Annotated in this window: 25 protein-coding genes and 2 tRNA genes; 18 read left to right on the top strand and 9 right to left on the bottom strand. The window is 33.5% G+C overall.

The features are described from left to right. The first annotated feature begins 159 nt into the window (after nucleotides 1-159). From BTM29_RS11655 to BTM29_RS11635, 5 genes are all read left to right on the top strand, one after another. A complete protein-coding gene (locus tag BTM29_RS11655) occupies nucleotides 160-1,536 on the top strand; it encodes a DUF2252 domain-containing protein (protein WP_076618086.1) in 1,377 nt (458 codons plus the stop codon). After that, entirely contained in the window at nucleotides 1,526-3,517 is a 1,992-nt protein-coding gene (gene ppk1, locus BTM29_RS11650) for a polyphosphate kinase 1 (protein ID WP_076618082.1), read from the top strand. The genes BTM29_RS11655 and ppk1 overlap by 11 nt, the downstream gene beginning before the upstream one ends. Nucleotides 3,518-3,602: 85 nt before the next feature. Then, nucleotides 3,603-4,088 carry a GNAT family N-acetyltransferase gene (locus tag BTM29_RS11645; protein WP_076618078.1) on the top strand — a complete coding sequence of 162 codons (486 nt, stop codon included), beginning with the start codon at nucleotides 3,603-3,605 and terminating at the stop codon, nucleotides 4,086-4,088. Nucleotides 4,089-4,340: 252 nt separating this feature from the next. Continuing rightward, a complete protein-coding gene (locus tag BTM29_RS11640; RefSeq protein WP_076618073.1) occupies nucleotides 4,341-5,276 on the top strand; it encodes an NADP-dependent oxidoreductase in 936 nt (311 codons plus the stop codon). A gap of 173 nt (nucleotides 5,277-5,449) precedes the next feature. Further along, entirely contained in the window at nucleotides 5,450-6,619 is a 1,170-nt protein-coding gene (locus BTM29_RS11635; protein ID WP_076618068.1) for an RNA-guided endonuclease TnpB family protein, read from the top strand. Between the two features lie 82 nt (nucleotides 6,620-6,701). On the opposite strand, the gene BTM29_RS11630 is transcribed toward BTM29_RS11635, so the two are convergent. Further along, a complete protein-coding gene (locus BTM29_RS11630; RefSeq protein WP_076618065.1) occupies nucleotides 6,702-7,412 on the bottom strand; it encodes an alpha/beta hydrolase in 711 nt (236 codons plus the stop codon). Nucleotides 7,413-7,619: 207 nt separating this feature from the next. On the opposite strand from BTM29_RS11630, the gene BTM29_RS11625 reads away from it, so the two are divergent. Together BTM29_RS11625 and BTM29_RS11620 are read left to right on the top strand one after the other, a co-directional pair. After that, nucleotides 7,620-7,865, top strand: a complete 246-nt coding sequence (locus BTM29_RS11625) for a GlsB/YeaQ/YmgE family stress response membrane protein (protein WP_076618060.1) — start codon at nucleotides 7,620-7,622, stop codon at nucleotides 7,863-7,865. A 33-nt stretch (nucleotides 7,866-7,898) separates the two neighbouring features. Further along, complete coding sequence (locus BTM29_RS11620; RefSeq protein WP_076618057.1) at nucleotides 7,899-8,087, top strand: CsbD family protein; 189 nt, start codon at nucleotides 7,899-7,901, stop codon at nucleotides 8,085-8,087. 65 nt (nucleotides 8,088-8,152) lie between these two features. Here BTM29_RS11620 and BTM29_RS11615 read toward each other — a convergent pair whose 3' ends face one another. After that, a complete protein-coding gene (locus BTM29_RS11615) occupies nucleotides 8,153-8,869 on the bottom strand; it encodes an Ltp family lipoprotein (RefSeq protein ID WP_076618054.1) in 717 nt (238 codons plus the stop codon). Nucleotides 8,870-9,050: 181 nt separating this feature from the next. Then, complete coding sequence (locus BTM29_RS11610) at nucleotides 9,051-9,773, bottom strand: SHOCT domain-containing protein (RefSeq protein ID WP_076618051.1); 723 nt, start codon at nucleotides 9,771-9,773, stop codon at nucleotides 9,051-9,053. Nucleotides 9,774-9,888: 115 nt separating this feature from the next. Between BTM29_RS11610 and BTM29_RS13110 the strand changes: the two genes are divergently transcribed. Then, nucleotides 9,889-10,020 carry a hypothetical protein gene (locus tag BTM29_RS13110; RefSeq protein WP_257787692.1) on the top strand — a complete coding sequence of 44 codons (132 nt, stop codon included), beginning with the start codon at nucleotides 9,889-9,891 and terminating at the stop codon, nucleotides 10,018-10,020. A 177-nt stretch (nucleotides 10,021-10,197) separates the two neighbouring features. On the opposite strand, the gene BTM29_RS12900 is transcribed toward BTM29_RS13110, so the two are convergent. Both BTM29_RS12900 and BTM29_RS11605 read right to left on the bottom strand, forming a co-directional pair. Then, nucleotides 10,198-10,338, bottom strand: coding sequence for a hypothetical protein (locus tag BTM29_RS12900; protein ID WP_164510787.1), 141 nt, complete (start codon nucleotides 10,336-10,338; stop codon nucleotides 10,198-10,200). Nucleotides 10,339-10,901: 563 nt separating this feature from the next. After that, nucleotides 10,902-10,973 (bottom strand) — tRNA-Gln (locus BTM29_RS11605). A gap of 131 nt (nucleotides 10,974-11,104) precedes the next feature. Between BTM29_RS11605 and BTM29_RS11600 the strand changes: the two genes are divergently transcribed. From BTM29_RS11600 to yjeM, 3 genes are all read left to right on the top strand, one after another. Then, nucleotides 11,105-11,431 carry a heavy metal-binding domain-containing protein gene (locus BTM29_RS11600; RefSeq protein ID WP_076618047.1) on the top strand — a complete coding sequence of 109 codons (327 nt, stop codon included), beginning with the start codon at nucleotides 11,105-11,107 and terminating at the stop codon, nucleotides 11,429-11,431. Between the two features lie 11 nt (nucleotides 11,432-11,442). After that, nucleotides 11,443-12,873: a C69 family dipeptidase gene (locus BTM29_RS11595; protein ID WP_076618044.1), complete on the top strand. Its 1,431-nt coding sequence runs from the start codon at nucleotides 11,443-11,445 to the stop codon at nucleotides 12,871-12,873. A gap of 73 nt (nucleotides 12,874-12,946) precedes the next feature. After that, on the top strand, nucleotides 12,947-14,473 hold the full coding sequence (yjeM, locus tag BTM29_RS11590) for a glutamate/gamma-aminobutyrate family transporter YjeM (RefSeq protein ID WP_076618039.1): 1,527 nt from the start codon (nucleotides 12,947-12,949) through the stop codon (nucleotides 14,471-14,473). 51 nt (nucleotides 14,474-14,524) lie between these two features. Here yjeM and glyA read toward each other — a convergent pair whose 3' ends face one another. The 4 genes from glyA to BTM29_RS11570 form a co-directional block, all read right to left on the bottom strand. Next, nucleotides 14,525-15,754 carry a serine hydroxymethyltransferase gene (gene glyA / locus BTM29_RS11585; protein WP_076618036.1) on the bottom strand — a complete coding sequence of 410 codons (1,230 nt, stop codon included), beginning with the start codon at nucleotides 15,752-15,754 and terminating at the stop codon, nucleotides 14,525-14,527. A 13-nt stretch (nucleotides 15,755-15,767) separates the two neighbouring features. Continuing rightward, nucleotides 15,768-16,574 (bottom strand): DNA/RNA non-specific endonuclease, encoded by an 807-nt coding sequence (locus tag BTM29_RS11580; protein WP_076618032.1) that lies wholly within the window; start codon nucleotides 16,572-16,574, stop codon nucleotides 15,768-15,770. A gap of 144 nt (nucleotides 16,575-16,718) precedes the next feature. Further along, a complete protein-coding gene (gene htpX / locus BTM29_RS11575; RefSeq protein WP_076618028.1) occupies nucleotides 16,719-17,636 on the bottom strand; it encodes a zinc metalloprotease HtpX in 918 nt (305 codons plus the stop codon). A 10-nt stretch (nucleotides 17,637-17,646) separates the two neighbouring features. Continuing rightward, nucleotides 17,647-18,195: a LemA family protein gene (locus BTM29_RS11570; protein WP_076618024.1), complete on the bottom strand. Its 549-nt coding sequence runs from the start codon at nucleotides 18,193-18,195 to the stop codon at nucleotides 17,647-17,649. A gap of 179 nt (nucleotides 18,196-18,374) precedes the next feature. Here BTM29_RS11570 and BTM29_RS11565 point away from each other — a divergent pair, with 179 nt between their 5' ends. The 7 genes from BTM29_RS11565 (at nucleotide 18,375) to BTM29_RS11540 (ending at nucleotide 25,286) form a co-directional block, all read left to right on the top strand. Further along, complete coding sequence (locus BTM29_RS11565; RefSeq protein ID WP_225972208.1) at nucleotides 18,375-19,499, top strand: serine hydrolase domain-containing protein; 1,125 nt, start codon at nucleotides 18,375-18,377, stop codon at nucleotides 19,497-19,499. 188 nt (nucleotides 19,500-19,687) lie between these two features. Further along, nucleotides 19,688-20,512: an aldo/keto reductase gene (locus tag BTM29_RS11560; protein ID WP_076618020.1), complete on the top strand. Its 825-nt coding sequence runs from the start codon at nucleotides 19,688-19,690 to the stop codon at nucleotides 20,510-20,512. Between the two features lie 236 nt (nucleotides 20,513-20,748). After that, complete coding sequence (locus tag BTM29_RS11555) at nucleotides 20,749-22,521, top strand: oleate hydratase (RefSeq protein ID WP_076618015.1); 1,773 nt, start codon at nucleotides 20,749-20,751, stop codon at nucleotides 22,519-22,521. 159 nt (nucleotides 22,522-22,680) lie between these two features. Further along, nucleotides 22,681-22,830, top strand: a complete 150-nt coding sequence (locus BTM29_RS12975) for a DUF5945 family protein (RefSeq protein ID WP_289781536.1) — start codon at nucleotides 22,681-22,683, stop codon at nucleotides 22,828-22,830. 153 nt (nucleotides 22,831-22,983) lie between these two features. Then, on the top strand, nucleotides 22,984-23,370 hold the full coding sequence (locus BTM29_RS11550) for a VOC family protein (protein WP_076618011.1): 387 nt from the start codon (nucleotides 22,984-22,986) through the stop codon (nucleotides 23,368-23,370). An 11-nt stretch (nucleotides 23,371-23,381) separates the two neighbouring features. Next, nucleotides 23,382-25,145, top strand: a complete 1,764-nt coding sequence (locus BTM29_RS11545; RefSeq protein WP_076618008.1) for a hypothetical protein — start codon at nucleotides 23,382-23,384, stop codon at nucleotides 25,143-25,145. A gap of 68 nt (nucleotides 25,146-25,213) precedes the next feature. After that, nucleotides 25,214-25,286, top strand: a tRNA-Glu gene (locus BTM29_RS11540). Nucleotides 25,287-25,294: the final 8 nt, after the last annotated feature.

Here is a 25,294-nt window from a genome sequence, read left to right as displayed (position 1 = left end):
TTTAGAGCGAATTAAACATACATTACGTAATTTAATTAGGATCAAGCAAGGAATAAAGATTAATTTAAGTTCAATTTCATATAATCCCTGAACTAAACGTACAATTGTCACTAATTATTTAGTCGCACTATTGTATAATTACTTTAAGGAGATGAAACGATGACAAATCCTACACCATATACTTTCCAGGATACCGACGCTTTTAAGAGTACGGAACAATTAATTATTAAAGGCCGTTACTTTGCGACCATGGTTCCTGAAGATTTTGATCAATTTGTACCAGAGAAAAGAAATATTCATAAGATTTTAAATATCAAAAATAAGTTATTAGTTCCAGAATTAATTGAGGTAAAACGTGAACGAATGTCGAAGTCACTGTTTGCATATTTCCGTGGAACAGCTGATGTTATGCATTATGATCTATCAAACCGACCTGATAGTGGAATCAAGGTTTTGATAGGTGGGGATGCACATCTGGGAAACTTTGGTTTCTACGGTTCATCAGAAGGACAATTACTTTTTGACATGAATGATTTTGATGAGGCACATTTGAGTTATTGGGAATATGACTTAAAAAGATTCTTGATAAGTGCGTTATTAGTTGCTAGATCTCATTCTTTTGAAGAAACTGACATTCAGGAATTCTTATTGAAGACGGTTCATACTTATTTTGATACTTTGAAACATATGACTAAGATATCTGAAATGAAACGTTTTATTTTACCTAATACTTTACAAAATATCACTGAAATATTCGGTGATTTAAAAGATAATGAGGAATATTTCCAACAATCATTTGAGAAACTGATTACAAAAAGTATTAAAAAAGCACAAAAAAGTAATTCAAAATTAGTTATTGAAAAATACACGACTGTAAATGAACTCGGTGAACGAAAATTTGTTGAGAATAAGCCGGTAACACAACATATTAGTAAAGAAGATTTTAAAGCACTTATTGATGGCTATAGTAAATACAAGAAAAAACAGCGTAGTGATGTCAGGTTATTTCTTGAAGATTTCAACGTTATAGATGTAGTTAGACATAGCGTTGGTGTAGGTAGTGTTGGAACACTTTGTTATTTGATCTTATTAAGAGATCTCGATAAAAATTATTTGGTTCTTCAAGCAAAGCAAGCTCTTCCAATTTATAACAATGACGAATTGTATACTGACAAAAACAACAGTCAGGGTCAAAATATTGTTGATAGCCAATTAATATTGCAAAGTGCATCTGATCCATTCTTGGGTGCTTTTGATACCAAGAAATATAGCTTTTATATGCGTCAATTTAAGGATATGAAAACTTCAATAAATTTAGATAAATTAGACTTTGAATCATTTGAAGATTACGTTACAGTTTGTTGTATTCTTTTGGCCAGAGCACATTCACATTCCCCAAACTACCCACTGATTATCGGATTTGGAGAGGAATTTAAAGATTTAGATAATTCATTAATGAACTTTGTCAATAGTTACACGAAACAAGTAATGTTCGATTACGATTCTTTTAAAGAGGATGTGGCGAATGAAGGATAAATATTATAATAGGGATTTGAGCTGGATATTATTCGATAATCGGGTAATTGATCAGGCTTTTAATAAAAAAATTCCCTTGTTGGAGAAGCTGAGATTTCTTTCAATTGCTTCTAATAACTTGGATGAATTTTTTGGGGTGAGATTACATAATGTTCAAACTATGATCTCTAAAAATAGAGTTGATAAACGTACCGGCCTCAATGGAACGGAATTATTAGCTCAGATTTATGAGTTCAATTCTAGAAATATTACCAAAGAGTATCAAGCGTTAGGGCTGGTACTTGAAGAATTAAAAGAAAAAAACATTTTTGAAGTAACTAGATATTACAAATTGAGTTCTATGGAAAAAGCTCAAGTTGATGATTATTATGATAAGGTCATTTCAAATGAAATTAAGGTAGAAGAATTCTCGCCTGAAAATAAAACAAAAGCTGATTTGAACTTTTTGTTAGTGTCTGATGATAAGAATTATACAATTCAGGTACCTGAAGATTTAGATAGATTAGTTGATACTGGTGTGCCTGATAAATATATTTTGTTGGAAGATTTGATTTTTAATAATCTAGAAGAAATCATCCAAAAATTTAAGATAACCAAGCAATTTGTATATCGTGTGACTTATGACAAAAATAAGAAATATGATTTCTTGGATAAAGGATTAAGTGATGAAAAGTATTTGTCTGAAATGACAAATTATATCAATGATCGTGGACCTGGTAAGATAACTAGAGTTGAGTTTTATAGTCCAGAACATAAGGGACGTAGCTTCTTATCTGGATTATTTGGTATTAGTAAGAAGAGTATTTACGCTATTCCGGGGCCAGTTAATTTAAAAGTTTTGGACAAATTATTTAAGAAGTACAAAAATAATCAAAAGTTGGTATTTCCAGCTTTTGAAGGTTTGACTTGGAAAAAGTCAAAGAATATTTTGAGACATTTGGATAATAAGTCACTTTTGGTTCAGTATCCATATGACTCATTTGAAATATTTCTAAACTTCTTAAATACTGCAGTGGATGATCCCAAAACAACCAATATTCAAATGACGATTTATCGTACTGAGAAGAACTCACAAGTAGTTAAGCTATTACAAAGAGCTGCCAGTAAGGGAATTTCAGTTAAAGTAGTTGTTGAATTAAGAGCTAGGTTTGATGAAGCGCACAACTTAGAGGTTGCAAAGGAGTTAAAGGATTCCGGGTGCAGGGTGTTATATGGTGACAAAGTTAATAAGGTACATGCCAAAATTTGTCTAGTTTTACAAAACGATAGAGGATATGTCCAAATTGGAACTGGTAATTATAACGCCATAACATCCAAAGTCTTTTCAGATATCAGTTTCTACACTAGTAATAAACGATACGTTGGGGATGCTGTTAAATTCTTCGATGGACTTTCTGGGGAAATTTCTAACGGATATGAATTAATGACGGCTTCACCAGACAATTTAAAACGTATGATCTTGAATAAAATAAAGAAAGCTACACAGGATTATTTGCGAAACGGTAAAGGCTCAGTATTTATGAAAGTTAATGGTCTGACTGATATTGATATTATTAATGGTATCTATCGAGCAGCCAGATTAGGGCTACCATTTAGCATTATTGTGAGAGGTCCTTGTTCATTAAGATTGGGTATTTGTGGTCAAAAAGAAAATATAGTAGTCAAGAGTATCGTTGGTGAATTACTTGAACATAGCCGTATTTATAAATTCAATTATAGTGATGGAACTAATGAGGTTTGGATTTCTTCAGCTGATACTATGACTAGGAATCTAGATAGACGTGTTGAACTTGCAGTTCCAATCGTTGAATCTAAACCTAAGAGGAAAATAAATAAGCTCATCGAGATGTATTGTAAAGATACAACCAATTCATACTATTTGAATAACGATGGTGAATACTTTAAGTGTCAAAACAAGTTTTATAATTTTTCTGCTCAACAAAATTGGTTACGAAAAATTAAGTATCGCAAATATGTATAAACTAAAAAACTACTGATATTTTTCAGTAGTTTTTTTTAATAAAGTCAGAATAGTTGTAGAATTAGGTAGGAGGCAATATTAGATAATGAAATATAGATTTGCTAAAATAGAAGATTTAGAAGATATAATGAAGATTGAACATGCTAGTTTCAATGTTGATGAAGCTGGCAGTGAGTCTGTTTATGATGATAGAATATCAAAATTAACTGATACTTTCTTACTGGCACAAAATGATGATGATAAGATTGTCGGATTCATTGTAGGACCAGCAGTAAAAGATAGATATATCACAGATAAGATGTTTAAGAAATCACCTAGAAACTTGATGCTTGGTGGACATCAATTGGTATTTTCAATTGCGATTGATCCAGATTTCCGTGGTCAAGGTATCGGCAGTGAGTTATTGAAGAAATTTGAAGAAAATGCTCAAAAGGCACATCGAGAAACTATCTCATTGACTTGTTTGGCTGATAGAATACCATTTTACGAAAAAAATGGTTACATTGATAAGGGTATTTCTGAGTCCAAGCATGGTAATGAGACTTGGCATAATATGGAAAAATCATTGTAATATCAGAGCAATCCAAAACACGTTTAATTTCCGAGCATTAACCTAGAAGAGGCTGATATTTGCGTAAGCAAATGTCAGCCTATTTTAGATTAAGCGGAAGAAATTGTGTTTTGGATTGCGTTTCAGCTACAGTTTTGACTAGAAAAAAATTTTTTATTTCTTAATTATTCCAATTCCTGATTTTTAGACAAAAGTTCCTAAATTCGTTATCGTTATAAGTAAGAATATTCAAATAAGTTGGAGGAACTCTATATGCAAACAAATGCGATTGTGATTGATAAATATGGTGATAGTGGAGAATTTAGTGAAAAGATAGTTGATATTCCTGAATTAAAACCAAAGCAGTTATTGATTAAAGTTTCAAGTAGTTCAGTAACACCATTTGATATAGGGGTCAGAAAGGGAAATTTTAAAGATGATTTCTCCTTGAGTATGCCTGCAATTACAGGGACTGATGTTGCGGGTGAGGTCGTTGATAAGGGAAATGAAGTTAATAAATTTGAAATTGGAGATATTGTATGTGGAATGGTCGGAGTCAAAGGGTTTGGAGCGTATAGTGATTACGCGATTCTTGGACAGAGTAAGGCCGTTAAAGTTCCAAAGGATGTTGATGTTAAATATGCGGGAATATTACCAATGATTGCTACACCAGCCTATAATGCTTTATTCGATCTTGGTAAATTAGTTTCTGGCGAAAAGATATTGATTCATGGAGGTGCTGGTGGAGTTGGTTCTATGGCAATTCAATTAGCCAAAAATGCTGGGGCAACCGTTTATACTACTGCCAGTAAAAGAAATTTTGAGGATTTGAAAAATTTAGGAGCTAGTGAAGTCTTGGATTACCACAATGACAAATTTAACAAGGTGCTATCCGATATGGATGCTGTTATTGATACTGTAGGCCATGATACTTATAAAGACAGTTTTGAAGTTTTAAAATCAGGCGGACGTTTGGTTTCATTGGTTGAAGAACCTAATGAAGAGTTAGCTAAGAGATTTAATGTCTCAGCAATGTATTTGGGAGGTAAGTTTGATAATCCTTTGGGTAAGGTCATTGGGCTTGTTTCTGAAGGAAAGATAAAGTTGAATATTCAAAAGAGTTTTCCACTAACAGCTGATGGTGTGAGGGATGCTCAGGATTATTATGAAACTAATCATGTTTTTGGTAAGGTGTCACTCGCAAAATAAAAAAACTGTCGAATTTTTCGACAGTTTTTTTATTTAAAGCTGGCAGTTGAGAAAACTCGGTAATTAATTGCCGAGATGAATCAACGTTTAGCCAGCCGTTTTGTTTCTTGATATTTTATTGTTACTGTATAATATTGCTTGTTAATATACTACTAAAGAAAGGAGCCAATCACTTGGTACTAAAGGGTTTAAAACTTAGAATATATCCTGATACTTATCAACAAGAAATGATTGATTTCAACTTTGGTGCTAATCGCTTCATCTGGAACCAAATGTTAGATATGTTGATCAAGCGTTATGAGAATAACAAAGACTCAAAATTCTTGAATGCATTTGATTTGAATAATTTACTCAGACAATTGAAAATTGAATATCCCTGGTTGAGAAGGGCTGAAAGTACTAGTTTGCAGTCAACTGATCATGATTTGGTAGAAGCGTACAAACGATTCTTTAAGAAATCTCATAATTTTCCAAAATTTAAAAGTAAAAAATATCCGAAGCAAAGTTATCAATCAAAATGTGTTAATAAAAATATTAAGATGATTGATAAGACTTATATTCAGTTACCAAAATTAGGGGCAATGAAATTCAAATCTGGCAAGCATGTGCCTAAAATAATCAAATCAGTGACTATACGGAAATCATTTACTGGAAAATACTATGCAGTGTTACTTGTTGAATGTGAAAACCAAACATTCGAGAAAACGAAGTGCACAGTGGGTATCGACCTTGGCGTGGCTGATCTTGCAATAACGTCTGATGGGAAAAAGTATCCTACTATCAGATTTGATAAATTACTTGCTGGTAAGAAACATTATTGGGAAAAAAGACTCACAAGAAGATGGTTAGGAGCTATCCAACATATTCAATATGAAAAGAAATTTGGACTAATAGACCCTAAACCATTAGAACAATATTCAAATTATATGAAAGCAAAGATCATGGTCGCCAAGTACAATGAAAAAATAGCTAATCAAAGAATTGATTACTTGCATAAATTAACTACACAATTAGTCAAAGATTATGACGTAATTGTCATAGAAGATTTAAAAACTAGTAATTTGATTAAAAATCATAAGCTTGCAAGAGCTATAGCTAATCAATCTTGGCGTGAACTTAGATCAATGCTGGAATATAAATGTTCTTGGTATGGTAAAGAATTAGTCGTTGTTAATCCTTATAAAACCAGTCAAAGATGTTCTAATTGTGCATATGATGACGGTAAACATACTCTGGATGTTCGTGAATGGACTTGTCCTAACTGTCATACGAATTTGGATAGAGACATAAATGCGTCTAAAAATATAAAGAAATTAGGTCTGGAACAGACCTTAGTAAATTAGTTTTGGCCACTGCATATTAGTTGAAAAACTAATATGTAAGTTAGAATGTTCCTAGAAGCTCGTTACTTTAGTGACGAGTAGTTCACTTGATCTTATCTAGCCAACGAAGTAGTAAATCGGCTACTATTTTTTGTTGATCAGAATTACTTATCTTGGCTGAATTATCACCAGATTGTTTACCGTAGCTACCAAATCCAGCATGATTACCACCATTTATCGTAACAAAGTCAGTATTCTTTGGAAGGTATTTTTTTGATTTCTTGTATGCTTTCTGATTAAGGACACCATCTCTACTAGCAGTTATAGAAATCACTGGTTCTTTCACATTTCGTAAGTTTCCCTTTTTTTCTGGATAACTGCCAAGCAAAAATACTCCCTTTAGTTCCTTAGTATTTTTATGTGCATAGCGGGCGGCCATTGTTCCACCCAATGAATGTCCACATATTATGTATGGTCCACCATTTTGGACTTCTTTTGCAGCATTGGCATTTATCACTGCAAGATCCAATGGAAATCTGACAATATATACAGTGTAACCAGCTCTCGCTAGTTTATTTGCCCAAATACTATAACTAAGGGGATCTACTAATGCTCCGGGGTAAAAGATAACCACTGGTTTGGTGTCATCACCTTGAAATTTTATAGTATTGGAAACACTTGTTGTGGTCTCAGAAGCCTTCAAAGCAGCGCTAGTTGGTTGATATTCCATATGTTTGACAACTGCAAAAGTTGCCCCAATTATAATGATAAGAATTATTAGAATTCCTATTATCCATTTGAATATTTTTTTCATAATAGTCACCCTTAAATGTATGATTAATTATCTGTCCAATTAATTGTATTATTATTAGGAGATATTAACAATGAATGTATTTAAAAATCAAAATATAATGGATGATAATTATCCAATTAATAAGTTGATTACGCTTATCAAATAAATTGTCTAAAAAATCCCAATATTATAAAATTGAATTATCAAATAAATGATAGGAGTGATTATATGCATTGGTTATGGGTTTTAATCGTGGGAGCAATCATTGGAACAGTGGCAGGTGCTATAACTAATAGAGGACAATCCATGGGATGGATTGCTAATATTTTCGCCGGTATTGTTGGATCATTTATTGGCGAGGGTGTTTTAGGATCATGTGGTCCACAACTTGCTGGTATGGCAATTATTCCTTCATTGATTGGAGCTATCATCTTAGTCTTACTAGTGTCATTTGTAATGGGTAAGAGATCGTGAAAATTCAATTGTAATACGAGAGGAGTTTCACTTATGAGTATAGATAGTAAAGAAGATATGATCAAAGGTAAAACGAATCAAGCTGTTGGTAAGGTTACCAATGACGACAAAAAGGAATTAAAAGGTAAAATCCAAGAAAAGGTCGCCCAAGCTAAAGAAAAAGGCGAGGACGTTATTGATAAAGTGGCTAAGAAAGTTAATAAGAAAAATGATTCGAAATAGTAGTTTATTCATATGAATATCAAAAAAGCAATCTTACTTTATTCAGAGTAAGATTGCTTTTAAATTTAGTCATTCAAATGTTGAATCGCATAATCTGCTTCTTCTGGTGTGAATTGTTCTCCTGAGCTAGAACTTAGTTGATCCTTGATAGCATCAGGTGACATGTCCATATCATCTTGGTAGCTCTTAGCACTCTTTAAGGCATTTTCGTTATAGTCGGCTTTCAGATTATCAACGGCATATTGAGCTTCCTCAGCCGTGAATTGTTCTCCATTTGTTGAAGTCAATTGCTCATAGATACCTTGTTTTGACATATTCATGTCACTGGAATACGTTTTGGCCGTTTTCAAAGCATTTTCATTGTAATCAGCGCTTAGATTATCAATTGCATATTGACCTGCCTCAGCTGAGAATTGCTCACCTGCATCTGAAGTTAATTGATTATAAATACCTTGTTTTGACATATTCATAGAACTCGAGTATGTTTTGGCACTATTTAGGGCTGATGCGTAGTCTGCAGGTACATTACTTTCTTGGGATGACGTCGATTCATTATCTGATTTTTTTGCCACAGGTTTGCTGACAGGTTTACTTGATGTGGATTTATTGTCAGAGTCAGATTTTTTTACTGCAGTTGTTTTCGTATTGTCTGTTTTTGCAGTTTTTTCATAATCACTACCGCCCCCAGGAATAAATATCGCTATAACAAGTACTATTATGATCCAAAACCATACACGTTTGTAAATTGGTTTTTTTGCTTTACCATGTTTTCTTGTTGCCATAATATTTCCCCCATATAACATATATTCAGCTTTTAAAGTCGATCAGTGACTGGACCGTGATATTTTTGTGCCACAAATGAAAAACAAATATGGCAGGATAACCGTTTGATGTTCAAAAAAATTTTGGAACAATTTATTTGGATTTTTATATTTAGAATTGGTGATTGATATGAATTTATTATTAGATTCGTCTGTTTAGAATTTCATTTTTCTTATATTCGAATTCCTGAGGAGTAATGATTCCGTCATTTAATAGTTCCATATATTGTCTTATTTCATCTGCGCTATTGGATTGAGTGGTGTTGACTTGTTGATTAGATTGAATTTGATTGTTCATAAAGTTTGAAATGTAGTCCAGACCAGCCAAAGTTTCTTTTGCGGACACAAGCTGTTTTTCGTATTTCTTATCTTTTTTTTGCTTTTTAGTTATAAACGGAAGCGTTGTAGAGATTTCCCGTATACCTTTAAAACTAATAAAAATTTTCAAGCTTTCAACTATATTTGTATTTTTGCGTCGTTTAGTTGTACCACCTATAACAGCTCCAACTGATCCAACCAAAGCACCACCGACAATTGCACGACCAATTCCTAATCCACCAGATGAAATCGATGATTCATTTTCTAACAATTCGTAAGTATTCAAATTTTCAAAATGATAAACTTTAGTATTTAGTTTAAATAATTGTTTGTTTTCATCAATAGATATTTGACCATAGTTACTTGTTCCTTTGAAAAATTTACCAGGTTTCTTTTCGAATATTTCATTTAGTGTTGATTTAGAAAGTTGTTCAAATTCAGCTAGTTCTGAATTGGTAAGATTTTGGTTATTTCTTAATTTCGATTCTAACTCAGAAAGTCTACTCATATTTGAAGCTCCCCGCTTAATCGAATCCCATATTCCCATAATTATTTTCCCCTAATTTCATGATTACTCTAGTATTTAAAGCCTACGTTCTATTATTGTAAATCTATTATATAAATGGAAGCAACTAATATCTTCTTTATAAGAGAATAATAAAATGTTTTCTGTACAAAAAAACGTTAATTTATCAATAGTTTTGAAACCTATCGATGTTCGAATTACTCTATCTATTGGGCAAGAAGGTATCCTTGAATTACTAAATATGGGTTTAGTTACTAGCTACAAATAATATTTAAGAAGTACTTGACTATACACGTCATGACGTATGTAATAGCAATTGTAATTAAAATTGGCGAACGTGGAATGTCTTTTATATAAATAAAAATCCTCTATCTAATTTAGACAGGGGATTTTAATCTACTTAGTTTAATGATTCTTCACGTTTATCTATTAAGGTTTTGAGCTCTTACAGATCTTCCTTTGTTGCACGGTTCTTAATGAAATTTCTTGCAACTGATCGAGTGTTTAAATATTGTTTACGTTCTTTGTTTTCTTTGTCCCATTTTTTATTAGCCTTTATACGTGCCTCAGTCAGCTTTTCTGTCATGTTGTTACCTCACTATTAAGTAAATTATTCCGACTATTGCTAATGCAATCACTAGCCATTGATACCGTTTTGTAGGCTTATTGATTTCGAATATCATAGTTGTGTTTTTACCCTGATATATTTTTTTCATGATGTAAATCTCCTTAAATGTTATAATTTAAGTGCACAAAGGGTAAGCCCCTAAGGGATTTCCTTTGTTACCTTGATGGAGAACTTTATCAATCCGAAAATGTTTACCGACAGTTCGATTGTTAAAGTTCTTTTTTGTTGCCATAATTCTATTCGTGTCACCTATATCACTTCCTCTATATATATAATGGAATGCACTAATATGAGTGTATATTCAAGTTATTTTAAGAATAATAAAATATTTTTTGTACAAAAAAAATCGCCAGTCAATTAAGACTAACGATTAACATTGCCTTCACAGCATTTTTTTTAAAGTGGTCCGAGTGGTGGTCCGGTTAAATCAAAACTCAACGAAACTTATCGAAAGATTTTTTTGATAAATACTGATTTATCAAGGGGTTTAAAACCTATCAAAACTTAATGAAATTCAATGATTGGGCAAGTAGGGTTCGAACCTACAAATTGCGGATTCAGAGTCCGCTGCCTTACCGTTTGGCGATTGCCCATTAACATTAAAAATACTAAACAAAATCGAATATAATGTCAAGCCGAAATATGCACATTTTTTAGTTATATATGACTTTTATTGTGTTATCTTTATTATAGGAGTGATAAAACATATTTGTGAGGTGAATACATGGATAAGGGTGAGATATTAGTAACCACGACTGAAAGTATTCCTGGAAGGGAATATGAAATTATCGGTGAGGTGTTTGGATTAACAACTCAATCAAAGAATGTCGTTAAGAATATTGGTGCCGGATTCAAAAACATTGTTGGTGGTGAGATTAAAGCTTACACTGAACTACTAACAGAAGCACGTGATATTGCCATCAGTCGTTTACGAAAGAACGCTGAAGATATGGGTGCAGATGCAGTAGTAATGATGCGTTTTGATTCTGATTCAATTAGTGCTGATATGGAAACAGTAGCTGCATATGGCACAGCAGTAAAATTTAAGTAAGGTGAGATTAAATGTCATTAGACTATAATAAAAGTTCTCTTTCTGCTTGTACGAGTATTTTAATAGGTAAAAAGGCCACAATTGATGGCTCAACTATTATTGGAAGAAATGAAGATGCAATGCCATCATGGCCAAAGCATTTTGTTATTCATGAACACAAGGAATATACACAAGACCAGCAGTTTGTTTCCAAGGCTAATGATTTTAAGATGGATCTACCTAAGACTCGCTATAAATATTCAGCTACTCCTGAATGGACTTTTAAAGAAGGTTTGTTTGAAGAAGATGGATTCAATGAATTTGGTGTGGGAATGAGTGCTACTGAAAGTGCTTATTCTAATCAACGTGTTCTAGGCGTTGATCCGCTTGAGAAAAATGGTATTGGCGAAGAAGCCATGATAACAACGATTTTACCATATGTTAAGAGTGCTCGTGAGGGTGTTGAACGTTTAGGTAAAATTATTGAAGATTATGGGACATGTGAAACAAACGGTGTCTTATTTTCTGATAAAGATGAAGTTTGGTATTTTGAAAATGGTTCGGGCCACTATTGGGTAGCACAACGTATCCCCGATGATTCTTATGCTGTTGTTGCTAACCAGTTGGCGATTCAAGAAATTGATTTTGAGGATTCAGATCAGTTCTTATTTAGAAATGATCTACAAGAATTCGTCAATGATAATAATTTGAATCCTAATCCAAGTGGATTTAATTTTAGAAATATTTTTGGAACACATGATTTATCTGATGAAATATATAGCACACCACGTGTTTGGTGGGGACAACAAAACTTTTCAGGAAAGACAAATGAAAGCCCTGAAAGTGAAGACCTATCTTTCATAAAGAAAGCAAATCGTTTATTAAGCATTGATGATGCACAAGATTATTTGGCATCACATTATCAAAAGACTGATTTTGACCCTTTGAATAATAGTGTGAATAATAAACGTTATCGTCCGATCAGTTTAGCTAAGACACAAGAATCACATGTCTTACAAATTAGACCTGATATGGATCCAGAAATTGCGTGTGTCCAATGGCTTGCAATGGGAGTCGCATCACAGAGTATTTATGTTCCATTTTATATGGGAATCACAGATACTCCAGATGAGTACAAAATTGGAGAACTTCCATATGATAGTAAGTCAGCATATTGGACATACAAACTGGCTGGAGTTTTATTAGATAGTCATTACAAGGAACTTGGTAAAAATTATCAAGCTAAGCAAAAAGAAATTAATATCACATTACGTGATATGTTACGTGATTTTGATATGCAAGCTTTAAGTAAGGATTCTGAAGAATTACCACAATTTTTGACAGATGCATCTAACAAGATGTCTAAAACGTCACTTGATGCATATAAAGAATTAATTGCTCAATTAATTACGGACTCGACTGATTTTTCACCTCTGAACTTTAAGACTGATATGAACTTATAATTAGTACATTGAAAATTTAAATTTTGAGAAGGGCGAAGGGATTCGTCCTGGAACCCGTTAAGGGGATTAAACAATGGATGATGGTAATTCGACGAAAAAAACCATTACATTATTTGGATTAATAATGATGATTTTTACGGCGATTTTCGGATTTGCTAATACAACAGTTGCTTATGAGCAAATGGGATTAGCAAGTATTATTTGGTACGTATTTGCAGCGGTATTCTTCTTCCTACCTGCAGGATTTATGATGGCAGAGTATGGTTCCGCTTTTAACGAAGCAAAGGGTGGAATTTATTCTTGGATCGAAGGAGCTGTAGGACCAAAGATTGCCTTCACTGGTACATTTATCTGGCTAGCTTCTTGGGAAGTTTGGTTAGTTTCAACATCTACAAAAGTTTGGATTCCACTATCAACCTTTTTTGTAGGTCATGATGGTACACAATCTTGGGGTATGTTCGGACTTAGTGCAACCCAAGTTATTGGTATATTAGGATTATTGTGGATTATGTTTGTCACATTTTTCGCAAGTCTAGGAATGGATAAGATTTCTAAAGTTTCATCTGTTGGTGGTATTTTGACTATTGCATTAAACGGTATCTTCTTTTTACTAAGTTTAATACTGTTATTTACATCAGGATTTCATTCAGCAGAACCAATTACAGGACTAGATACGTTTATTCATTCAGCTAATCCAGCCTTTGCATCACCAATTGGTATGATTTCATTCGTTGTTTATGCGATATTTGCATACGGTGGTATGGAATCTGTTGGTGCTGTTACTGATAGTATGAAGCACCCTAAGCGTGATTTCCCACGTGGTGTCTTGATATCGGCAGGTGTTATTGCTGTTACTTACTCATTAACTATTCTTATGTGGGGTATCAGTACAAATTGGAATCAGATTCTTGGTAAATCAAACGTTAATCTAGGTAATATTACTTATGTTATGATGAGCAACTTAGGTTATCAGTTCGCTGATAGTATTGGTTGGAGTCATGCTGCAGCTATTACTACAGGTGAATGGTTAGCTAGATTTACTGGATTTGATATGTTTATTTTGTATATGGGTTCATTCTTTGTTTTGGTTTATTCACCATTGAAGTCGTTTATTATGGGTACACCAAAAGACTTTTGGCCAGAACGTGTAACTAAATTAAATAAACATGGTATGCCAGCTAATGCAATGTGGATGCAGGCTGGATTTGTAGGAATTATGATTTTGCTTATTGCCTTTGGTGGTAGAAATGCTAAGCAACTTTATAATGTTTTAACATTGATGGCTAACGTTTCAACAACTATTCCATATCTATTCTTAGTCGGAGCATATCCATTTTTCAATATAAATGATAAGATTGAAAAGCCATATTTGTTCTATAAAAATAGAAAAGCAATGTGGGCAGTATCAATTGTTTCATTTGTTGTGTTGGCTTTAGCTGTAATCTTTACAGTTATCCAACCAATAATTGAGCATGCATATTCAGATGCTTTCTGGACAGTTATTGGTCCTATCGTATTTGGTGCTATTGCGTTGATATTGTATGGTAATTATGATCGTAAACAAAAAGCTAAAAAAGCAAAAGATTCAGTTTTAGACTAGTCGAAAAAAGATCAAACTCAATTTTGAGTTTGATCTTTTTTTTATGATTATTTATTTAATTGGATGTTTATCAGTAAGTGCCTTTGTTCTCTTATCAAGTTCTTCAAGTTTGTCACTGTCATTATGATACTTAATAGCATCTACAATAATGTGTGCAACTTCACGACAATCATCTTCATCAAATCCACGACTTGTGATTGCAGGAGTTCCTAAACGAAGCCCTGATGTGTATTTAGGTGGCAATGGGTCATTTGGAATGGCTTCTTTGTTAGATGTGATGTGGATGGAATCAAGCATGTCTTGAACTTCCATACCGTTCATATCAGTTTTCGTTAAAACAACGTTGAGAAGGTGATTATCTGTTCCACCAGTTAAAACTGATAAGTCTTCTGAATCGTTTATAACTTCAGCCATTGCAGCTGCGTTTTTAACAACTTGTTCTATATAATCCTTGAATTGTGGTTGTAAGTCTTCACCAAATGCAACAGCTTTAGCAGCAATTACGTGTTCCAGTGGGCCACCTTGTGTTCCTGGGAAAATTGCAGAATTGATTTTTTTACCAAGCTCTGGTTTAGCAAAAATCATTCCGCCACGAGGTCCTCTAAGTGTTTTATGGGTAGTTGTAGTCACAATATCAGCGACACCAATTGGTGTTGGGTGTAATCCAACAGCAACTAGTCCGGCAATATGGGCCATATCAACCATTAGTAAAGCGCCAACTGAATCAGCAATTTCTTTGAATTTTTTAAAATCAATTATACGGCTATATGCTGAAGCACCAGCAACAATTAATTTTGGTTTCACCTCTTCAGCAATCTTTTGTACATCATCATAGTCTATGAATCCTTCGTCATTAACTCCATATGAATGAAACTTGTACATTTTACCTGAAAAGTTAACCTTTGAACCGTGTGTAAGATGTCCGCCAGCATTAAGATCCATACCTAGTACAGAATCTCCTGGTTTCAAGACTGCTTGGTATGCGGCCGCATTTGCTTGAGAACCTGAGTGAGGTTGAACGTTAACATATTCAGCACCAAATAATTTCTTGGCACGTTCAATAGCTATTGTTTCTATTTGGTCAATATATTCACAACCACCATAATATCTCTTGCCAGGATAACCTTCAGCATATTTGTTAGTTAGAACTGAACCTTGAGCCTTTCTAACATTGTCCGAAACAATATTTTCAGAAGCAATCAATTCTATATTACGGTTTTGACGGTCTTCTTCTTTTCCAATCAAATCAAAAATTTCTTTATCGCCTGAGCTATATTGCATTCCAAACATCTCCTTAATTGTTATTGACTACACTAGTACCATCAGAATAATTAATTGTTACGCCGCTTTCGATGTTAAATATATACACATTGAATGAGACTTGGCCATCAGCACTTCCTTGACTATCCATAGATTCAGCCATCATTTGTACACCTCTGGCAACTAATTCATTGCCACGATAGATTGGTTGAACTCGATATCTAATATAGTTATTAGGATCTTGCTTAAGGTAGTAGGCTATATCATTCTCATGTTTTAACATTTCCGGAGAGTTTAATGAACGTGTACCAGTCATTAAATTCTTGGGATTGTTATTTTGACCACTTAATTGGTAGCCAATTAAGTGAGAACGATTATATAACCAGCCTGACTTTAATTTCTTGTTGTGCCATCCCGTAGGATTAACGTAAAGTGGCTCACGTTTTGCTGTTGGCATCAAGCCCTTATTCAATAGTGCATCTGCTCTTACTGCTCTGTTCAAGTTATCAAGATTGGTGAAACTTTGCCATGCACCATTATTGATATTCAAATCCGAACTAGTAAAGGTAGGTTTGTTATTGTTAACTTCGATTTCTTGATCACTTTGGTAATTTAACTTGGAAAGATCAGTCGATGAATCAGTAGTTGTCTTAACACTTTGTCTTGGGTTATCCCCAGTTGAGGTGTTCCCTTGATAACTTTCGTAGACTCCTGATCCACCAACAACGACTAACAATAATCCTAATGAAACTAATCTATGATGAATCCTTTTTTTAGGTTTCGTCATAAACGTGGTGAATAATACAATGACCCCAAGTAGGATCAGTAAAAGCATATACATAAAATTCCCTCTCAACTCAAAGATTTATAAAAAATCTTCACCTGTTATTTTATCATATGACTAGCAAATTTCTCAGTCATATGAGCAGTTATTAATAATTCGATAAGGCAAATAAAAAGGATTCAATCAAAACTAGATTGAATCCTACATAAATGATTTCTTTAATGCTGCAATTCGATCATCCAAAGGTGGATGAGTATCAAACATATGGGTAAAATGTTTTTTCTTTAGTGGATCATCAATATAAAGTGAGGCACTTGCCTCATCAACTTTTTTCATTGGTTTTGTGCTATCTTTTAATTTTTCTAGAGCATTAATTAATCCTTGAGGATTACGAGTTAATTCAGCTCCGGAGACATCAGCTAAATATTCACGATTTCTAGAAATAGCGAGTTGTACAATACTGGCTATAAATGGACCCAGTATCAGGAATACAATTCCAATTAACCAAAGAACAGCTCTAATGGCAACCCAAGATCCACCTCCAGAATTTCTATCACGATCATCATTGAATGGCAGAACAAAACGATAGGCATTACCAATTAAATAACTCAAGAATATTATGGCGGATGAAAGGGCAATAGAGATGGTTGAAACACGGATATCATAGTTTTTAACATGTGATATTTCGTGGGCCAAAACACCTTCAAGTTCCTCACGATTCATCATTTTATACAGTCCACTTGTAACGGCAACGGCTGCGTGATCAGGATCACGACCAGTAGCAAAAGCGTTTGGAGAGTCATCTTTTATGATATAAATATCTGGAAAGGGTATATCTGCGACCATTGTTAAGTCTTCAACGATATGCCATAGATCAGGTGCTTCTTCTGCTGAATTGACCTTCTTGGCTCCATTCATTTGCATCACAATATTAGTCGATTGAAAATAGGTTATCAGCGTATAAACCAATGCAACAATCAGAGTGATTATTAATCCACCCCAAATATTGTCCATAAAAAAGTCCCCAATAAAACTTCCAATACCGGCTAAAATAATGAAGAAAACAGTGAAAATTAAATAAGTCTTACGTTTGTTTCTATCGATTTGCTGGTATATCATAATTTAGCTCCTAGAATTTAACCTTAGGTACTTCTGTTTCTGCTTCAGGAATTTGTAAGAAGTCCATACGTTTAAATCCGTGAATTTTTGCAATGATATTTCTTGGGAATGTTTCTATTGCTGTATCATATAACTGAACTTGGCTGTTATATGCTTGACGAGCATATGAAACTTTATTTTCTGTATTAGATAATTCTTCCATTAATCTTCCGAATTCTTGATTAGCTTTCAAATCTGGATAACTTTCTGAAAGTGCAAATACTTGTCTTAATACTCCAGTAAGTTGATTATCGGCATCAACCTTTTCTTGTAGCGAGCCAGCATTTGTGACATTGTTTCTTAATTCGACTACTTTAGAAAGTGTTTCCTTTTCATGACTTGCATATCCCTTAACTGTTTCAACTAAGTTAGGAATTAAGTCAGTACGACGTTTTAATTGCACGCCAATTTGTGAACTGAATTCACGTGCACGATTACGGTATCTTACTAGATTGTTATATAAGCCGGCATAAATAAAAGCTAGCACTATAACAACAACGACAATAATTATTGTGGACATAAATTTCTCCTTTGAGTTTATTAAATCAATTCTACCATATCTATATATAGTAGCCTATAATTCGACTTGCTATACGATTTGAATATTTAAGGTTATATAGTTATTTTAAATAATAAAAATATTTTATAATTTGTTTTATAAACGGAATTGAAGTAATTATTTCTGGGAAGGTGTCATTTATGAAAAGAAAGTTCCGATATATACTTGCTTGTTTAGCAATTTTTTTATCAATACCAATGTTTCAGCCAATTTTAATAAGTGCAGATGATACTACTAAAGATAATGTACCAATTGATAATAGTACCAATAATGACGAAAGCTTTGATGCCACATCGTTTAAGAACCAAGTAAATACATTATTAAATGAAAAAAAGTTTTCAGGGACTATTTTAGTTATGCGAAATGGGAAAGTATTATATGAAACTAGTCGTGGGTATTCAAATTATGCTAAGGGGAAATTAAATACTGAAAATACATCATATGAGATTGACTCAATTCAAAAGTCATTTACAGCAGCAATGATAATGAAACAGGTTGAATTGGGCAAACTATCACTTGATGACAAGCTATCCAAGTTCTATCCGAATATTCCTGGCAGTAAAAAGATAACTATCCAACAAATGCTTGATATGAAATCTGGATTATTGATGCCAACACAGATTGGTCCCAGTCAAGTTATGTCAGACGATAATATCTTAAAAAATGATATTACAAAATTACACTTTTCTAGCGCTTATTATAATAAATGGTTCTATTCTCCGATTAATTATAATTTGTTAAGTGGGATTCTTGAAAAAACCACTGGTAAGTCATATAGATATATGTTTACCAAAACTTATATTGATAAATTACATCTAAAACATACAATTTTTGCTTATGATAAATCTTCACATATTGATAAAGCAGCTGGGTACAGTAATATTGATCCATTATCCGCAAAAGCAGATTATCGTAATGCATTTAGAACTAATAAATATTACACTTACGATGAATTAGGTACTGGTCAAGTTTATATGAGTGCTGAAGATCTGTATAAAGCTGAACAATATATAGTTGCAGGTAAGATGTTGACTAAGAAATCGCAAAAGCAGTTACATAAATCTGGAAGTCATAGTATGTATGGCGGAGGATTTTATAATGATAAGAACAATAAATTTGCGAATGGCTGGGGATATGGGTTCCAAGATGTTATCCATATTTCCGATAATGGTAAAAATGCAGTCGTTGCATTAGAGAATTACCAACGTATATCAGTTGATATTAAGCCAGTTGTTGTTCAAATATACAATATGTTAAATAATTAATAGCAATTTTCTGTCGAAACGTGTATTATTAGTTGTGCAGGTAGCCTACCTGCAAAAGGGGTTTTCTTACACATTCCAAAGATTTCTGTAAGATTATCCTTAAGTTCCTTTGCCTCGGATTGGTGAAGGAACTTTTTTTGTGCAATTTTACAATTTGTTGTACCTTAAATATAAGGAGGATTTTATTCATGTATAAATTAAATGATGGTCAAATTATCCCTGAAATTGGGTTTGGTACATATCAACTCAATGGTAATAAAGGTGCACAAAGTATTGTATCGGCAATTAATAATGGATACCGTATGATCGATACAGCTTATAATTATGAAAACGAAGGTGCCGTTGGTGAAGCAATTGGTAGAACTTCTATTCCAAGAACTGAATTAACCGTTACATCAAAATTACCAGGACGTTACTATAAGCAAGACAAGGCTATTGAAGCTATTCAAGAATCATTGTATAGAGCACATCTTGATTACTTTGATCTATATTTATTGCACTGGCCTAATCCAAAACGTGATATGTACGTTGAAGCTTGGGATGCATTGATTCAGGCTAAAAAGTTTGGATTAGTTAAATCAATCGGTGTATGTAACTTCTTACCAGAACATCTCGATAGATTAGAAAGAGAAACTGGGGTTGTTCCAGCAATTAATCAAATTGAATTACATCCATATTTTAATCAAGAAGATATGCGTAGTTATGATGTAGAACATGGTATTGTAACTATGGATTGGAGTCCACTAGGGCGTGCAAGTTCTGTTTTGAAAGATCCAGTATTGATGAAATTGGCTGAAAAATATGGAAAGTCAGTTGGTCAAATTATTTTGAGATGGGAACATCAAATTGATACTTTACCAATTCCTAAGTCATCTAATCCATCTAGACAAATGGATAATATTGATATTTTTAATTTCAATATTTCAGATGACGATATTAATAAAATAAATTCTTTAACAAAAGTAGATGGTCGTGTAAAAAATCAAGATCCTGCTGAATATGAAGAATTCTAGTCTTTTATTTCATGAAAAATGATTATTTATACTAATTATTACTCTTGAAGGCACCGAGTCATTACTGATTCGGTGCCTTTTTACGTGCGTAATTTAAAGGTCAAAATACCATAAATAATAATTCAAAAATAGAAACATAAAATTCATATATTTTTATTGTAGTTTTAAGGTAATGGAACTATATTTGACATGTAAAGATGCGTAAAGTGGTTTAAATAATTCGAGAGGTGATTCTTATGTATAGAAGTAATGGTAATTACGAAGCATTTGCACGTCCAATGAAGCCAGAAGGTGTTGACAACAAGTCAGCATATATTGTTGGGTCTGGGTTAGCTGGTTTGGCTGCCGCAACATTTTTGGTTCGTGATGGTCAAATGAAAGGTGAAAAAATCCATGTTCTTGAAGAATTAGCACTTCCTGGTGGAAGTATGGATGGAATCTGGAATGAGCAAAAAGGTTATATTATCCGTGGTGGTAGAGAAATGGAACCACATTTTGAAACACTATGGGATTTGTTTAGATCAATTCCATCACTCGAAAATCCTGATATATCAATTTTGGATGAATTTTATTGGTTGAATAAGAAAGATCCTAGTTATTCAAGTGGTAGAGCTATTCAAGACCAAGGTAAAGCAATTGATGTACCTGACAAATTGACTTTGACACCAAAGGCTATTCAAGAGTTATTAGATTTAGTTTTAACACCTGAAAAGGATCTTGATGATAAGAGAATTGATGAAGTATTTACTGATGAATTCTTCAAGTCAAATTTCTGGTTATATTGGTCAACGATGTTTGCATTTGAACCATGGGCTAGTGCAATGGAAATGAGACGTTATTTGATGAGATTCGTTCACCATATCGACTCATTACCAAATCTCTCATCATTGAGATTTACAAAATATAATCAATATGAATCTTTGATTTTACCAATTATCAAGTTTTTGGAGAGTAAAGGAGTTAACTTCCAATACAATACACATGTTGAAAATATTGAAGTAGATACTTCAAATGGAGACAAAGTAGCCAAAAAGATTGATATGACAGTTGATGGCAAAGATGATTCAGTTGATTTAACTGAAAATGACTTAGTCTTTGTTACAAATGGTTCAATCACTGAAAGTACAACTTATGGTGATCAGAAACATCCAGCACCTACAGAACATGAATTAGGTGACAGTTGGAAGCTTTGGGAAAACTTGGCTAAACAAGATTCATCTTTTGGACATCCAGACAAGTTCTGTAAGAACATTCCAGATGCAAACTGGGTAATTTCAGGTACCATAACTTTAACAGATGATTCAGCAACTCCATACATTGAAAAAATAAGTAAAAAAGATCCACACAGTGGCTCAATCGTAACTAGCGGACCTGTAAGTATTAAGGATTCTAGCTGGTTGTATGGATACTCAATTAGTAGACAACCACACTTTAAGGCTCAAAAACCAAATGAATTGGTTGTTTGGGTATATGGATTATTCTCAGATAAACCAGGTGACTTCGTAAATAAGAAAATCACTGATTGTTCTGGTGAGGAATTATGTGAGGAATGGTTATATCACATTGGTGTTCCTACTGATAAGATCAAAGATATCGCAGAAAATCATGCAAGTACTATCCCAGCACATATGCCATATATAACTTCATATTTCATGCCAAGAAAAGTTGGAGATCGTCCATTGGTAGTTCCTAATGGATCAAAGAATTTGGCATTTATCGGTAATTTTTCAGAAACAGATCGTGATACTGTATTTACAACTGAATATTCAGTTCGTACAGCTATGGAAGCTGTATACACATTATTAGATGTTGATCGTGGTGTTCCAGAAGTGTTCGCTTCAGCATTTGATACACGTGTATTGATGAGAGCTGTATATTATCTAAATGATCAAAAAGGATTGAAAGATATTAAACTTCCATTTAAGGAACGTATGGTGGAGAAACAACTTCTTGAAAAGATTCATGGAACATATATTGAAGAATTAATGAAGGAAGCTAAGCTTTTATAGAGTTTAAATAGTATAGAAAGCAATCTCAATAACGAGATTGCTTTTTGTTGTAAGCAGAATACTAAATAAATTGCTTTCAAGGTTGTAAAATACGGTTATTAGGAGTGTGGACTTGACATTCTTAATAAAGCTAGTAGAATTAACCATTAAAATCCGAACGTGGAGGTAAACAATATGAAAAAATATTCTGTTTCAATGGATAAAAAGAAACACCTGTTTACCGTCGTAGAGAAAAGTAACAAAAGTATTTCTGCATGCGGTAAATCGATCGAAGAGGCCGTTAATAAATTAATTAAGAAAAGTGCATAGTAATTGAAGAACAATTATTGATTACTTATATTATATTTAATTTTTTTGAACTGGGACTGTAACAAATTTTTTTCTACTCAAAGTTGAGTGAAAAGAAGTTTGTTACAGTTCCAGTTTTTTTGGTACACTTGGAAGACAATCTAGGAGGTTTCTATGAAGAGGGGAATTGAGTTAGACATGGTAGTTTCTGATGCTATGAAAACTGCCAAAACGTTTGGAAAGATTTTTAATTTAAAAATCTTGGAAGTTCAAAGTACGTTGAAGGACAATGATACAGTTTTGGTTGATATGGAAGGTATGCATATTCATTTTCTCAGTAAAAATGAGGATGTGGGTTTTGTCGTTCCAGTAAGTGCACCAGAAACTATGTGGATCAATGTAGTTGTTGAAGATATAAAGAAAACAAGGGATTCAGCACTAGATATGGGATTAAAATTAGCTATTCCTATAACTAAAGAGCCATATGAGGGGTTGTATTATATGCTTTTAAAAGATGAGGACAATTATCAATGGATGGTTTATCAAGAAGATAATAATTAGGGGGATGAAAAATGTTTTTATTATTTGTGTTGTTAACACTTGAATTTACGGTGTTCTCGTATGTACCATTTGTGGTTGCACTATTAAGAGACAGAACTTCTAAATTTGGTATGTGGACTCATGTATCTGTACAAGTGTTGTTATTTGCTATTTCGTTATTCTTTGTCTATTTTATTGGACCTGACCAAACCTGGAAAAGTGTGCTAGAAATAAACCTTTTATCACTGGCTATTTCATCAGCTTTACACGGTGTTATTTTGGCAATCGTCAAACGTGAAATACATAAAATTGAGGGCAAATTTCTAATAACATCGGTAGGATCCATATTGGTATTAGGGTTGTTGATTGTCGTGATTATTGTGTCAGGGTATGCTACTACAAAATCTGTTGCTAAAATTACAGATGTAACAGAAAATGCAACGACTAAAAACGCTCCGATGCCGGTTATTAACTCTAAGAGTAAAGAGGTTCCGGTAGTGAACTCTTATAAGACGGTGCGTAACCAGATGCAAAATTCACTGTCTAATGTTCCTGATTCAAATGTTTATTCTTTGAATCATGCTAGAGTTCAGTTTTACCATGATAAGTTAGTTTATGTATCACCATTGGATTTTGATGGTTCATTTTTTAGATATAACCATTATAAGAAGGTTCCCGGATATTTTATCGTGGATGCAACTTCAAAGAATGCCAAGCCCAAATTCATTCGTAAAAGTATGAGATATACACCATCGGCGTATTTTGGTCATGATGCATCTCGTAAAATCTATGCATCAATAGTTGGGCGTGGACTAGTTATATCAGGTAGTGCACCTCAATTAGAGATCAACGAATCAGGTCATCCATATTATGTTCAGACACTTTATAAACAATATGGACTTTCTAATCGAAAGAATTATCGCAAAATCTATGTTGCTGTTTTAGATTCAGTTACTGGAAAAGTTAAACTGTATAAGCAAGGGGACCAGCCTAAATGGGTTGATGTTACTTTTGATCCTAATATTGCTAGTGATAAGATTTATTCTTATGCTACTGAACGTAATGGTTGGTGGAATGCTCACGGCTTTGGTGGTTCACGCTTAGGAGTAATGAAGTCAGTTGAAAAAGTTGGAACAGAAGGATCAGACGATATTTTTACACCAATTGCATACAAGAATAATATTTACTATTTCACTTCAATGACAAGTAATAATAAGAAGCAAACCTCGGTTTTGGGTTACATGTATGTTAATGCAAAAACTGGTAAAACTTATTATTATCGTGAAGAAGCCGACGCTATGACGCCCAATCGTGCCGATAGTTTGGCGGAAAATCGGATGAAGCAAACTCAATGGAAAGCCAATATGCCGCTGCTTTACCGTATTGACGGGAAACCTACTTGGGTAGTTTCAATGATCGATGATAATGGTGCATTCATGTCATACGTGTACTTATTGGCAAATGGTAATGGTACTCAAGATACTGTTGCAGTGGGGACTGATGCTAAATCAACGTTACAAAAGTATCGTAATTTGTTTAATTCTAATTTAGGTACGGCTAGTTCATCTTATAGTGGTAAAAAGAAGACATTCACTGGAACAATTAATCGTGTTGTTAAGGTGAATGATAATGAAGTGGCGTTTTTGATGAATGACAGTCAAGATGTTTTTTATGCTTCGATTAAAAATTATCCTCAGAATATGTTTGTTCAAAGTGGGGATGAGGTAAGTTTTACTGGATATAAAGATGGAAAAACTGTAGTAGTTGTTAAAGATATCAATAATAAGAACTTGTAAGTAAATATTCTTAATATAGTGTTGACAGAACAGCATATTAACAGGTAAAATGTTATTTGTTGTTTGATTGCCCGTTGGTCAAATGGTTTAAGACGCCACCCTCTCAAGGTGGAGTTATGGGTTCGATTCCCATACGGGTGATTTTGGGG

The sequence above is a fragment of the Companilactobacillus allii genome, from assembly GCF_001971585.1.
In the GTDB taxonomy this organism is placed as follows: domain Bacteria; phylum Bacillota; class Bacilli; order Lactobacillales; family Lactobacillaceae; genus Companilactobacillus; species Companilactobacillus allii.
This window is presented reverse-complemented; position numbering and strand designations above follow the sequence as displayed.